Below are 14,272 nucleotides of genomic sequence, written 5' to 3' on the forward strand. Positions count from 1 at the left end.
TCATGTGTTTCCTATAATTGCAATCATGCGTATTCATTAATCGTCGCAGAAGGAACTATCAGTGCGAATTGCCACAATCACCAACTGGGCCTATAGCGCGACGGTATGCCTGACCATCGCTTCAGGCGTTGTCATGCTGATGGCATCCAGCGCCGATAACACAGAACGCCAGGTGGTAGAACAGCGTTATCAGTTCGATCAACTTACCGAAGAAGTCGAATTCGATGCCTGGTCGCTGTCCGACCTGGCACGCGACTATGTTATTGCAAAAGATCCTGAGGTGCTTGACGCCTACCGTCAGAAAGAAACGTCGCTGAAAGCTGTTGAGCATCGTCTGTCGAAGCTCAAGGACCTTGGAGCAACGGATGAAGAGCTGGCGCTATTGCACGAAGGGTTACAGATTATTGATGCCCTGCAGGACGAGCAAGCTGCGGCGCTTGCCAGCGTCGCGCGCGCAGAAGAGTCTCAGGCTATTGCCCTGCTCTATGGAAAAAGCTATGAACAGGAACTGGAACGCGCCCAGGACCGGATAGATCATTTCCGCCAACTGCTCGATAACCGCGTACGTAATACGATTGAAGATGCAACCCAGTCATCACGCATGCTGCGGACGGCCTCTGAAGTGATGGTCGGTCTGACGGCGCTGCTGTTTTTATTCGTTCTCGGTTTCATTCTAAAGCGTCGCGTCCTGCGCCCCGTCGTGCGTTTGAGCGATGTCGTAAACCGTCTCGCATCGCAGGATTATGCCGTTGAGACGCCCAGTTTTAACCAGATAGATGAAATAGGCGACATGGCGCAGGCGATCCGGATATTTCGCGAGAACGGTCTGGCGCGTCAGAGACTGGAGAAAGAGCGAGATGCCGACTGGGCAATCCGCGATCTTCTGGCGCGCATGACGCAACGTCTGCAGGGTTGCGAGAGTTTTGCCGATGTCATCAATGTTGCAGAGCTGTTTGCACCGAATATTGCTCCAGGTATTGCCGGGCGGCTTTACATACTGGACCAGGAACCCTGGCAAATGCGCTGCGTTGCACAGTGGCTTTCTCCGCAGGGTAAAGCGGATGCGTTCCACCCGGACGAATGCTGGGCTGTGCGCCGCGGCCAGAGCCATCCTCCGGTACAAGGTGAACCCGATATTGCCTGCTACCATCTGCCAGAGTCATGTCAACACCACACCCTGTGTATTCCGCTGATTGCCCAGGGCGAAGCCATCGGTCTGCTCTCATTCCAGAACCTTAGCGATGATTCCGCCCCCTCCCGTGCATATCTGGAGCTGATGGCAGAAGCACTCGGCCTCGCATTAGCCAACCAGCGTCTGCGTGATGCTCTGTTGGAAAAAGCGCTCTACGACCCGCTAACCGGACTGCGCAACCGTCATCATCTTGAAGATACACTGCGTACCCAGATGAGCCAGGCAGTGCGTAATAAAGAACCGATCAGTTGCCTGATGATCGATATCGATCATTTTAAAAGTATTAATGACCGCTTTGGCCATGAGGCAGGCGATAGCGTAATCAAAAGTATCGCTGCGACTATTCAGCGCGTTGTCCACGACAGCGGTATGGCCTTCCGCTACGGCGGTGAAGAGTTTCTGGTACTACTGCCCAATACGGATGAACAGGCCGCTAACCGCTTTGCAACAGAAATCTACAACGGCGTACGCGAACTGTCGCTGCGCTTTGGCGTTTCCGATATTGGACACGTGGATGTCTCTATTGGCGTTGCCAGCTATCCGCAGCACGCCCAGAGCGACAACCTGTTACGCGCCGCAGATGTGGCACTGTACCGCGCGAAAGAGTTGGGACGTTCGCGCATTGTGAGCTTTGGCATGCTGGAAGCAAGCTGATATGTCCCATCACTTCGGGCATTGCTTTACCTCTGCGCCAGCGGGTGATATGTTAACAGGATGAACACAAAACACGATATCAACGGTTTTAATCACAACCTGTGGTGGCTGCCTTCTTAAAGGCGGTCAGAATGTGTTTTCCTCATTTTAAATAACCGCCGAAAGGCGGTTATTTGCATTTAGAGACCCCTTTCGGTTTTATGACTAAGGAGTCTGACATGAACAATAAAACCATCATCCTCACAGGCGATCGTCCCACCGGCCCGCTGCATCTTGGCCATTATGTGGGATCATTGCGCCAGCGCGCCACGCTGCAACACGATTATCAGCAGTTTATATTGGTGGCTGACCTACAAGGGTTAACCGATAACGGCAGCACACCGCAAAAGATCCGCAACAATATTCCCGAAGTACTTGCCGACTATCTTGCCGCAGGAATAGACCCGTCACTCACCACCATCTGTCTGCAATCTGCACTGCCTGCTCTCGCAGAGTTAACCGCACTTTATATGAACATCGTCACCGTGGCTCGCGTGGAGCGTAATCCTACGGTCAAAAACGAAATTGCGCAGAAAGGGTTCGCCCGTTCGTTACCGGTTGGCTTTCTGGTTTATCCCATCAGTCAGGCGGCAGATATTACGGCCTTCAAAGCCGAAGTCGTTCCCGTCGGCGACGATCAGTTGCCAATGATTGAGCAGACTAACGAAATCGTGCATAAGATGAATAGCCTGTTACCGGCCCCCGTCCTATCGCACTGCAAAGCGCTGCTGAGTGAAACCAGCCGCCTTCCAGGGATCGACGGAAACGCTAAAATGTCAAAATCGCTTGGTAACACATTGCTCCTGTCAGCCAGCGAAGAAACCATTCACCGCGCGGTCAGCGCAATGTACACCGACCCTAATCATCTGAAAGTGTCCGACCCAGGGCAAATAGACGGCAATATGGTATTCACTTACCTCGATGCTTTTCATCCGGATAAAGCAAAAGTGGCGGAAATGAAAGCGCATTACCAACGGGGTGGACTGGGTGACCGGACATGCAAAAACGAGCTGGAAGTGTGCTTGCAAGAACTCATCGCGCCAATGCGCGAGCGGCGTGCAACCTACATTCAGGATAAAGGCATGCTGATGGCGATGCTCAAAAAAGGAAGCGAGCAGGCGCACGAGATTACGCAGCAGACATTAAGAGAAGTGAAGCAAGGGCTGGGTTTGCCGGTGTTCTAATCTGGATTGATGTCTCTCCCGGTGGGAAATAACCACCGGGAGGGGTGACTCTTTATGGCGCTAATTCAACTCATATCACGTGACACCCGAGGTTGTGATTCAACGATTCCCTACTGAATGTAAATACCCTTTCCAGCCATTTACATGATTTACACATAGCACAATTACATAATCAAAATTAACCAGTAATCTCTATCCTTCCTCGCCTTTCCCCACCCTTATAAAATCGATTATATAACCTTAGCGAGTTTTAAAATGATTAACCGTAAAGCCACTGCATGAATCGCCACGGGTTTAACAGACACCTCAGAGTCATTTAAGATGGCTTAAAGAGAGGTGCCCATGAGCGGTAAGCGTTATCCCGAAGAGTTTAAAACTGAAGCAGTCAAACAGGTTGTTGATCGCGGTTATTCTGTTGCCAGCGTGGCAACACGTCTCGATATCACCACCCACAGCCTTTACGCCTGGATAAAGAAGTACGGTCCGGATTCTTCCACTAATAAAGAACAGTCAGATGCTCAGGCCGAGATCCGTCGTCTCCAGAAAGAGCTGAAGCGGGTTACCGACGAACGGGACATATTAAAAAAAGCCGCGGCGTACTTCGCAAAGCTGTCCGACTGAGGTACGCCTTTATCCGTGACAACACCTGTTGCTGGCCTGTTCGCCTGCTCTGTCGGGTGCTGGATGTTCATCCCAGTGGTTTTTACGCCTGGCTTCAGCAGCCGCATTCTCAACGCCATCAGGCAGACCTGAGACTGACAGGACAGATTAAACAGTTCTGGCTGGAATCGGGATGCGTCTATGGTTATCGCAAAATCCATCTGGATCTGCGGGACAGCGGGCAACAGTGCGGAGTGAACAGAGTCTGGCGACTGATGAAACGTGTCGGGATAAAGGCTCAGGTCGGATACCGGAGCCCGCGGGCACGTAAAGGCGAGGCCAGTATCGTGTCGCCCAACAGGCTCCAGCGACAGTTCAATCCGGATGCTCCTGATGAGCGTTGGGTAACAGACATAACCTACATCAGGACCCACGAAGGCTGGCTGTATCTTGCTGTGGTTGTTGATCTGTTCTCACGCAAAATTATCGGCTGGTCCATGCAATCCCGGATGACAAAGGACATTGTCCTGAACGCACTGCTGATGGCTGTATGGCGGCGTAATCCCCAAAAACAGGTGCTGGTTCATTCGGATCAGGGCAGTCAGTACACAAGCCATGAGTGGCAGTCTTTCCTGAAATCACACGGCCTGGAGGGCAGCATGAGCCGTCGCGGTAACTGCCATGATAATGCGGTTGCAGAAAGCTTTTTCCAGTTGTTGAAACGCGAACGGATAAAGAAAAAGATCTACGGAACGCGGGAAGAAGCCCGCAGTGATATTTTTGATTACATCGAAATGTTTTATAACAGTAAGCGTCGGCATGGTTCTAGCGATCAGATGTCACCGACAGAATATGAAAACCAGTATTATCAACGGCTCGGAAGTGTCTAGATTATCTGTGGCGATTCAGCATTATCTCTGACTGCGATTAGCATTTTATTTTCATCCGCTGTCTTTGCAGATGATTCAGGCAGCGTTAGCGACCAAATGACGGTAAAACTGACCGTCGAAAAATCATGCAAGGTCAGCGTTGATGATATGGATTTTGGCTCACACGGTAGTAATGATGGGGCTGTTACAGCCTCTGCCAAAGCTTATGTAACCTGTACAAACGGCACAGGGTATATGCTCGGAACGGATAAAACTCACGATTTCGAAATGAGTTCTAACGACACCGCCGATGCAAAAAAAGTAGCCTATACCCTTTCTACCGACCATCCTGGCGGCACTTCTCTGGCTGATAATGGTATTTCAGCTATCGGTACCGGTGAACAGCAAGCATTGCCCATCTTCGGGAAAGTAACGGCAAATGCCCTGAAACAGGCCTCTGCTGGGGACTATACCGATACCGTTACATTAACAGTTACATATTGATTTAATATTAAAGGTGCAGCATATGAAGCGATTTATTTTATGGGTTGGTGTTAGCGTCTTGAGCCTGGCCTGCACAATAAACTCATACGCTGCCACCTTGCAGGTGTACCCGGTCACTCTGGGATTCTGTGGTAAAGAATCCGCCCAGGCTATCTATGTACGTAACACAGGTAGCGCCACTATCGGGGCACAGATCCGTGTCTATGCGTGGAAACAGCAAAATAATAAAGACAACTTGACCGAGACCCAGGACGTAATGGTTAGCCCTCCTATGACCACAATCCCGGTCTCCCGCCAGCAATTGATCCGGGTTATCTTAACAACGCCAGGTAGTGGTGATAACGAGCAGGCCTACCGTATTATCGTTGATGAACTCCCTGGTGAAAATAATATGGCTGATAAAGATGGGGTTCGTTTCTTGCTGCGTTATTCCATCCCGGTATTTGTTAATTGTAAAGATACCCAACCCATCAGTAGTCAACTAGATGTATCAATCGATCGTTCAGTTCATCCATTAATGTTAAAAATAAAAAACAATGGCACACAGCATGTTAAATTAAGCGATGTTTTTATTTTTTCTGGCAAGAGAAGTGTTGCCATGAGCAAAGGATTACTCGGGTATGTATTACCGCATAGTGAAAAGGAATGGCCGTTACCGAATGGAATAACTACTGCGTCATCTTTATCACTTAATTTGAATGACAATGCTAAAACGCAGATCATTAACATTACACCTTAAATCCATTGTTGTTTTTTTATTGGTATGTCCCTCTGTCCAGTCAGCAGAAAATGAGACACTGTATCTGACTGCAACGATAAATGATCAACCAGTTAAGGGGTTTATCAAAGCCCAAAATAGCAACAATAAGATTTATATTGCTGCTCAAGATATGGATAAGCTTAACCTGAAAGTGTCATCCCTGCCGAAACAAAAGGGGTATTTTGATATCAGTTCACAAGATGGCCTCAGTGTTACCTTCGACAACCTGAATCAAAGCTTGATTATTACTGCCAGTAAAAACTGGCTCGACAGAGAAAGCCATCTTTCCAATAGCAATAGCTCGCGCCTTATCCGTATGTCCGAGTTATCACCTGAAGTGCGGGGTTTGGCACTTAACTACGATTTATTTGCCAGCAATGAAGACGGCATACAAGAGACTTCAGCCTATAGCGAATTTCGCACCTTTGGCGTTGGCCCAGGCTTTTTCTCGACCTCTTTTAACACGCAGGAGTCGAGCAGCAACGAGGCACAAACTGGTACTCATCGCCTGATGAGCAGTAGGAACTACGAAAACGTGGATAAACTGCTCACACTCAGGATCGGCGATGGTTTTACATCCTCGCAATCATGGACGAATAGCGTTCGTTTTGGCGGCGTTAGCCTTGCGCATAACTACAGTACCCAACCCACCTTCAATACGTCATCGCAGGATATCCTGACCGATAGTGTTACGCTCCCATCCACGGTTGATCTGTACGTCAGAGGAATCAGAACCTCCTCGCAGAAAGTTCAGCCCGGACAATTTACGCTTAACACAGCGCCGATTTTTACCGGCAGCGAAGGTGCGCAGGTGGTCATCACCGATGTGAATGGTAAACAACGCGTGGTGGATTTGAATCTGTACGGCACCAACCAACTCCTTTCTGATGGTCTTACAACCTGGGGTATGAGCCTGGGCTGGGTGCGTGAAGACTATACCTATCGTTCTTTTGCCTATGATCCGCAACTGATAGGTGTGGGCGACTGGCGTCACGGACTGAACGACAGTACCACCATCGGCATGCATACCGAACAGAGTGGCAGTCTGCATAATCAGGGGATCGGTTGGGACTATTTGCTCTCTCCGTCACTGGGGACGCTACATGCCAACGCAGCCACCAGCCGTTATCAGGCCAATAGTGGCAACCAATGGGGTTCCGGCTGGCAGTGGAACAATCAGATTTTTAATTTCTCGCTCTCACACTCACGGGCCACCAGGGGGTTTCGCGATATTTCATCTATAGCAGATAATGATATTGCCACCCGTGAAGATTCTGCATTTGCCAGCGTGTCGTTTGATATGACGGGCACTTTCGGTGCGAGTTGGGTCAGCCAGACATTCCCTCAGTATGCAGAACGCTATCTGGGATTATCCTGGTCAAAAAGTTTTGATAACCAGATCAACATTTCATCCAGCGTCACACAAGCACTTGGCGACGATCACAACACTACCGTGTACGTCACGTTCAGTATTCCACTGTTCCGTCATCAGGATTACCTCTCAATCCAGGATAACCATGATAAAGACGGAAATTCCGTACAAGCTAACCTAACGCGCTCACTGGAATCTAATAAACCGGGCTGGGGTTGGAATCTCTCTGCACAACAAGGTAAAAATAGAAGCATCCATGCTAGCCTCCAGCGCCGCAACACCTGGAGCGATCTGGCGTTAGGCTATAATCGTGATGAACAACAAAATAACTACTACGGTTCAATGACCGGTGCCATAGGTTTGTTTATGGGGCACTTTTACGCCACCCGCGAATTAGGTAGCGCTTTCGCCCTCGTAGATACGGCTAAGGTACCGAATGTGCCGGTTTATCTCGAACATCGCCCGGTTGGCCATACGGATAGTAATGGCATGCTGTTTCTGAACAACCTTAATCCGTACCAGGCAAACCATATCGACATCGACCCTCTGAGTCTCGATGAAGATTATCGCGCCCCCTACACTAATGAAATCCTGATCCCGCAAACCGGGAGCGGTGCCGTCGCTAATTTTAACATTTATCGCACACATGCCGTTCTGCTAACCGTCACTACGCGTGATGGTAAAAATGTGCCCTTCTCCGCAAAAGTTAGCGTGCAGGATACTCATGGACAGACGCCCAGTCAGGGTACCCCACAAACCATTGTTGGTTATGAAGGTAAAATTTATCTGGAAGATCCCCCGACAGGCGGAACGCTGAACGTTCAGTGGGCATCTAACTCTTGTTCGCTAAAACTGCCATCACAATTTTACGCTTCTCATTCGGTGGAGAAAATTAACGCACTATGTCAGTAACTCGTTCCCTTTGGTTTATCGCCCTTTTTGTGGTGATGATGTTTAAATTCAGCCCAGTAGCCGAGGCCGCTAACTGCTGGAATGGTAGCCCTTCTGGACTGGATTTTGGTACCGTCACCCCCGGACAAACTGAGACAACCGCAACCCGACTTTCGTTTACCTGTAATAATTACGACGGTCAGGTCGAGTATGTCCGCGCCTGTCTAAAGGTTATGGCGAACAATCCGCTGGCGATGAGCCAGAACGAACCTTCAAGTACCCCGCTCTATTTTTCGGTCTACTCGATTTACAATCAACATTCACCGCTGAGTCAAAACAACAACGTGTATGCTCAAATCGATTTTGCTTTGTCTACAGGCGGAACCGCTGAACATGACATACCGCTTATCGGCAAGATAAACCCTGGTCAGACTAATGTCAGCGCCGGGATATACTATGATTACGCCACAGCAATCCAAATTACATACACCTCAGCCAGTTCATTACAAGCGCTCCCGGCCTGTGGCGCCCTGAATGGTACAACAATTACTGACCAGATTAGCGCCTCTGCTACGGTGAAAAACGGCTGTGAAGTTGTCAACGTGGATGATATGGCATTCGGCAGCAAGAGCCCCGCTCAGAGCGATTTGCTACAGGCGACATCCACGGCGAATATTACTGTCCAGTGCCCAACCGGGACGGATTATTCCATCAGCATCGGTCATGGTCTGCACCCCAAGGGGAACCAGCGTTCAATGTGTCATAACGGTGAGTGCGTAAACTATGCGCTGTATCAGGATGCAGCACACTCCATGGAATGGACGCAGGGCAATCCGGAAAAACAGTATTCCGCTGATGGGCAAGCGCAGAGTCTGGTGGTTTACGGTTCCGTCCCAGCACAGAAATGGCCATCACCAGGGGGTTATACTGACACTGTAGTGATTACGTTAACTTATTAACTCACAGATTTTTCGGTCAGTGAGCCAATGCGCTGGGTGTTTTTTGCAATGACGCCCTGTTACGCTATTTGCACGAAAAACACGCTACAATTACACAGGAAAAAATCAATCAGCCACAAAGTTAAATACATATAGATCAGTAAGATAATAAACTTAAGGGTCAGGGTATAGCAGCTATTAATGTGTCCCTGTTTATGCTCCAATCTACCTCCAAAATCACGCCTTCGAATATGGTAAAACTACTCCATAACCACACAGATCATTCATTCCTCTCATTAACATATTTCCATAGCTCATTTCGAGCCATCGCACATTGTTCAGTCTTTGAGTTGTTGTATGCCTGCCTTTTGCACATCTCATTCTCATCACCGATTTGATCATCCGTACTTATGACCTTCAACTAATCAAATCTTACGTGATAAACAGTGCCCTCTCTTACGACAGCTTAGTGCCAGGAGCGGACCTTTAGTATGCCTTTGACTTCCAGTCAGTCGCCCCAGATTACATGCATATCATTCCATGGTTTTAAGACAGAAAACTGAGCGGCAAAAATCATAACCTGTCGGAGCCTGAATACAGCATCTGGTAAAGCCTTTCAAAAACCGCTTTACATTCATTCACATCAGTATTGGCAAACCCTATCACGATAAAATCGGACGCAGCGTTAGTATCTGACGCGTAGTTTTCTGTATCAGCAATCTGAATATTATTTCTGGAAAGCCAGTCAGCAATCCTTTGGCTTTTCCCGGGTTGGCTGAATCTTATATAAAGCTGTAACCCTCCAGATGGAACACTGAACTGCGCGTCCGGCAGGAATTTCCGTACTAGGGCCACCATGTCGTCTCGTTTATGCCGGTATACCGTACGCATCCTTCGCAAATGTCGTGCGTAAGTTCCGCTTTTCAGCAATTCAGCAACCCATTGCTGCAGCAGGCCGCTTGTACCACGAGACAGACTCCAGTGCAGGGCTGCCATCTGTTGTACGAGGTGGGTATCTGCAACCAGATATCCGAGCCGGACGTTGTTAAACAGTACCTTGGAAAAGGTGCCCATATAAACCACCTGCGCCGCAGCTGCGGTTGAACGAAGTGCGGGACGCGGAACCTTGTCGAAGTAAAATTCACTGTCGTAATCATCTTCCAGTAGAAGCACCTTTTTCTGACAGGCCAGATGAATAATCTCGTTTCGTCTGGCATCTGACAGCGTGATGCACTGTGGAAAATGATGCTCCGGCATCAGATAAAGAATGTCCTTTGAAGATGGTCCAAAGCCAGAAACATCGATCCCCTCAGGATCCATCCTGTGTGACTGCAACTCGTAGCCGAAATGCGAAAAATTACGGGCAAATTCCAGATAGCCTGGTTCACCAAAATGAAAACATGTTCTCTCCTGCCGTACAGTCATGGCCAGAAGCAGGCTTCCGTACTGTGAACCGGGCACAATCAGCACTTCCTGGGGACTGGCTGAGATCCCTCGGGAAGGGAGGAGTTGGTCGCAGATAAGCTGACGTAATTCCAAGTTACCGGCGCTCTCGCCAAAATGATTAAGCCTGTCAGGATAACGCAGCACGCGGTTGAAAGCCTGCCGGAACTCACTGACCGGAAGATGGGCCGTGCTGGCATGGCTGGGAAGCAGGGATAATCCTCCTGGAAGGAATTTATCAATCGCGTGGGGGATCTGGGATGGGATAGACGTAACCGGAACTGGCGGTGACGCATCCGGCTTTTCCCGGTAAATCACCATCGTTCCTCTTCCCGTATGGCTGTGACAGTACTCTTTCACGCAAAGCGCTTCATAAGCCCGGACAACGCTTCCACGGGATATCCTCAGCTGACGGGCCAACTCCCGGGAAGGGGGAAGGTAATCGCCATAATTCAGCCGACCTTTGATGATCTGCCAGCTGATCTGCTGCTCAATCTGGAGGTAAAGCGGGAGAGCCGTCGCGCTATGGCTGAGATGAATGTCAATCACACAAACCCCTGTGGTCCAATTATTTACCTGAATTGGACCTTTAAACAGCAATGGAACAGGACCAATATAGCGGAAATTTAGCATTCTTCTGTCCGTGGCGCAGTAATTTAGCCCGGAAATTAAAAGTGAGATGTGCGGTGTCCGAAAAACTTCAAACTGTCAGCTTCGATCTCTATTCCTCGGTAATGGGGATAACCGGCCTGGGCCTTGTATGGAGGGCCGCAGCAAAAACCTACGACGTAACCACTTTGCCAGGTGAAGTCTTTCTTGCTTCAGGATTGGCGGTATTTTTAATACTGACTAGTATCCAGTTTCTGCGGCTCATTTTTTGCTGTCAGGCTATCCTTGCAGAATGGCAATCACGCGCCAGTAAGAACTTTTTTTGTGCTGCCACGATCTCAGGGTTTCTGCTTGCAATGGGATTGCTGCCTTACAGTATTCAACTGGCGAAGGTGCTCTGGATAGCGGCCGTCACCGCGCAGATATTTTTCCTGACGTGTACGTTCCGCCGTTGGCTTATCGACCTGCTTGATACGCATGAAATCAGTCCGGTTTGGCTTATCCCAATGGTGGGCAATGCCTCTCCAGCTTTCGCGGGCGTGGATCTGGGGTTTCCGGGCCTGAGTAAGATGCTGCTGTTTTCAGCCTTGCTCTGCTGGGCACTTTTTATGCCGCTTATCCTCTGGCGGATTGTTTTTGTTCGTCCTGTTACGCCGCAAAAGGCTATGCCTGGCCTGGCTATTATGGTTTCAGCGCCTGCGGTCATCGCTGTCGGACTTTACTGCGTTTATGGCGGTATGAATGATGTGATTGAATTTATGGCGTGGACCGCACTCTTCTTTGCCATTGTGCTTATCAGCCTCTGGCGAAGAATGATCCCTGATACCTTTGGGCGGATCTGGTGGGGGTTTACCTTTCCTTCAACCGCACTGGCCTCTGCACTTATAAGGGTTGACGCGGCGTCCATGACCACGCTGAACCACACGCTGGCCCTGGCAGCACTGACATTCGCCACCTTTGTAGTGTGTTCCATTATAATTATGACTGTCAGGCAAACACTGTTAACTCTCAGATGGAGCAGGTATGCAAAACACTCCAGATAGCGTATTTTACAGTCCTCTTTATGTGAGAGTATCTGAATACCTTTTTTATGCGGGTAAACGAAACGTCTTTACCACCATTGCGAAAGCGGTAATTGATAAAATCGAAGAATTTCCTTATGTGAATATTGAGGAACTGGCGTCGTACTGTAATACGACGCCTTCGAGCATCACCAAATTCGTCAGGGAACTGGGGTACGGTTCGTTCCAGGAATTAAAAAATGACACAGCGCCCTACCGACTGACGCATCAGGGCATAAAAGGAATGACAGAAAAAGAGGTTTTTGAGGAAATATACAAATACATACCTTACGAAGAATGCAGAAAAATGGCAGAGGTGATTAATGTCAGTCGTTCTGTCATTATTTTGTCGAATTCATTCCTTTTCAATATCGCAAACGTCATGAGGGAAAGCATCAGCAGCAGCAACCGGAAGGTTTATCTTGTCGAACGTTCAAACAATGAACTGATAAATACCATTCTGCGGCAGGTGGACTGCGTTTTTATACTTACCCTGACAGGGCAATGGATAAACTCCTGCCAGTATATAAATAACGTCTCTGAAAAATCGCAACTATGTCTTATATCAGGAAGCACACCGGCCATTCTGAATAAGAAACCGGCTCATATCATCGAGCTGAACAATTACCCGCAGATGCTATACGCCAATTATTTTTCACATAAATACCTTGAGAGCATTGTCTTTAATATCGTACAGGATGTGATTTAGCTCACAAAGTTATTTTCCAAAACTGGAAAACGATATTTTTTGATTTCCAGCCTGTTCGCGGATATTTTCTGGGTATACCCTACATCAAGAGAGTCCCGCATATGTCTGAACAACAGCAGATATTGTCTATTATTGACAATTTAGGTGGCCGTGAAAATATTAAGGATTATTACCACTGCGCCACGCGCTTGCGTTTTAATCTCTTCGATTATGACAGAATTAATAAGGATGCCCTTAAAGCGAACCCGCTGGTCCTTTCCGTCGTGCAAGCCAGTGGACAGTGCCAGCTCATTATCGGCAACAAAGTAGGGGCGGTCTACAGCGCCCTGCATGGCATGCTTGAAACTGGCGGTCAAAACAGTCCGCCGTCTTCTTCCGGGACGGCAACAAAGCGGGAGTCCTTCATCAGCCGCATCTTCGCCTTCATTTCAGGCAGTTTCCTGCCATTAATCGGTATCCTCGCCGCCGCAGGTCTGCTGCGAGCCTTCACCACGTTGTTACTAAGCCTGCCCTCGCTGGCGGGAAACAGCACACTGACCCTGCTGTCATTCATCGCTAATGTGCCGTTTTATTTCATGCCCGTGCTGCTTGGTTTCACCATCGCCAGAAAGCTCAAATCTAATGAACTGATAGGGGCGATTATCGGCGCATCGTTACTGTATCCTGAATTTACCAGCCTGGCAGGGCAAACGCTGAATGTTATTGGCCTGCCGCTTGTGGTCATGGAATATGGCTACAGCATATTCCCTGTCTTTTTTGCCGTACCGGTTGCTGCCGCGCTTGAGCGCTTCCTGAAGGCAAGACTGTGGGATTCAGTACAGCTGTTTATGGTGCCGTTGTTATGTGTCGTCATTGTGGTACCGCTAACCATGTTTTTACTTGGTCCGTTCGGGAAATACCTCGGCGATTATCTGGCATCAGCCATCGTTTACATCATTGGTGTGAACAGTCTTGTGGCCGGGATGATCATCGGGGCAGCCTATTCCTTTATCGTCCTGTTTGGGCTGCACTGGGCCATTATTCCGGTAGTCTTTTCAAACATTGCCCATGGCGGTGACCCTATCTATGCCATTGGCGGTATGTCAGCCATCGCTCAGATGGGAGTGGCGCTGGGGATCCTTATCAGAACCCGTGATGCAGGTACGCGACAGCTTGCCAGCAGTGCCTTCTTCCCTTCATTAATCAGTGGTGTGACTGAGCCCATCTTATACGGCCTCATCATTCCTAACCGCCGCACAATTTATTACATCATCATTGCCGGTGCGGTCGGAGGGGGAATTGTGGGTGGCTATAACATCACGATTAATAACCTTGTTTTTGCGAGTCTGCTTTCCATCCCGACCGCAAGTAACATGCTGATCTACAGCGTGGGTCTATTCGCCACTTTAATTACTGGCGCAGTCTTACCGGTTATTTTTGGTTACAAGAGCCGGTCTTAAAAATGGGA

11 protein-coding genes are annotated in these 14,272 nt (G+C 48.9%); 10 read left to right on the forward strand and 1 reads right to left on the reverse strand.

The genetic code is table 11. The annotated features are described in order from the left end of the window. Positions 1–61 precede the first annotated feature (61 nt). The 7 genes from IB222_RS12615 to IB222_RS12645 all read left to right on the forward strand — a co-directional run bounded on the left by IB222_RS12615 (position 62) and on the right by IB222_RS12645 (position 9,024). Positions 62–1,846, forward strand: coding sequence for a diguanylate cyclase (locus IB222_RS12615; protein WP_149385185.1), 1,785 nt, complete (start codon positions 62–64; stop codon positions 1,844–1,846). 218 nt (positions 1,847–2,064) lie between these two features. Next, positions 2,065–3,069 carry a tryptophan--tRNA ligase gene (trpS, locus tag IB222_RS12620; RefSeq protein ID WP_032943285.1) on the forward strand — a complete coding sequence of 335 codons (1,005 nt, stop codon included), beginning with the start codon at positions 2,065–2,067 and terminating at the stop codon, positions 3,067–3,069. Between the two features lie 342 nt (positions 3,070–3,411). Further along, positions 3,412–4,559 (forward strand): IS3 family transposase gene (locus IB222_RS12625; RefSeq protein WP_113772681.1). Its coding sequence is split into 2 segments (ribosomal slippage): positions 3,412–3,649 and positions 3,649–4,559, totalling 1,149 coding nucleotides; the frame shifts between segments, so codons are not numbered across the junction. 96 nt (positions 4,560–4,655) lie between these two features. Beyond that, positions 4,656–5,042 carry a spore coat protein U domain-containing protein gene (locus IB222_RS12630; protein WP_223240944.1) on the forward strand — a complete coding sequence of 129 codons (387 nt, stop codon included), beginning with the start codon at positions 4,656–4,658 and terminating at the stop codon, positions 5,040–5,042. A 22-nt stretch (positions 5,043–5,064) separates the two neighbouring features. Next, positions 5,065–5,781 (forward strand): molecular chaperone, encoded by a 717-nt coding sequence (locus IB222_RS12635; RefSeq protein ID WP_126318238.1) that lies wholly within the window; start codon positions 5,065–5,067, stop codon positions 5,779–5,781. Positions 5,782–5,932: 151 nt separating this feature from the next. Further along, entirely contained in the window at positions 5,933–8,086 is a 2,154-nt protein-coding gene (locus IB222_RS12640; RefSeq protein WP_223240943.1) for a fimbria/pilus outer membrane usher protein, read from the forward strand. After that, on the forward strand, positions 8,077–9,024 hold the full coding sequence (locus tag IB222_RS12645) for a spore coat U domain-containing protein (RefSeq protein WP_149385159.1): 948 nt from the start codon (positions 8,077–8,079) through the stop codon (positions 9,022–9,024). The genes IB222_RS12640 and IB222_RS12645 overlap by 10 nt, the downstream gene beginning before the upstream one ends. 552 nt (positions 9,025–9,576) lie before the next feature. Here the strand turns inward: IB222_RS12645 and IB222_RS12650 are convergent. Then, positions 9,577–10,995, reverse strand: a complete 1,419-nt coding sequence (locus IB222_RS12650) for a PLP-dependent aminotransferase family protein (protein ID WP_262484635.1) — start codon at positions 10,993–10,995, stop codon at positions 9,577–9,579. Between the two features lie 50 nt (positions 10,996–11,045). Between IB222_RS12650 and IB222_RS12655 the strand changes: the two genes are divergently transcribed. The 3 genes from IB222_RS12655 (at position 11,046) to IB222_RS12665 (ending at position 14,264) form a co-directional block, all read left to right on the forward strand. Next, positions 11,046–12,098: a C4-dicarboxylate transporter gene (locus tag IB222_RS12655; RefSeq protein ID WP_223240942.1), complete on the forward strand. Its 1,053-nt coding sequence runs from the start codon at positions 11,046–11,048 to the stop codon at positions 12,096–12,098. Next, positions 12,079–12,825: a transcriptional regulator, RpiR family protein gene (locus IB222_RS12660; RefSeq protein ID WP_126318247.1), complete on the forward strand. Its 747-nt coding sequence runs from the start codon at positions 12,079–12,081 to the stop codon at positions 12,823–12,825. Before IB222_RS12655 ends, IB222_RS12660 begins: the two co-directional genes overlap by 20 nt. A gap of 101 nt (positions 12,826–12,926) precedes the next feature. Beyond that, positions 12,927–14,264 carry a PTS transporter subunit EIIC gene (locus IB222_RS12665; RefSeq protein ID WP_126318250.1) on the forward strand — a complete coding sequence of 446 codons (1,338 nt, stop codon included), beginning with the start codon at positions 12,927–12,929 and terminating at the stop codon, positions 14,262–14,264. Positions 14,265–14,272 lie beyond the last annotated feature (8 nt).

It is taken from the genome of Citrobacter sp. C13 (assembly GCF_014596815.2).
Lineage (GTDB): Bacteria > Pseudomonadota > Gammaproteobacteria > Enterobacterales > Enterobacteriaceae > Citrobacter > Citrobacter portucalensis.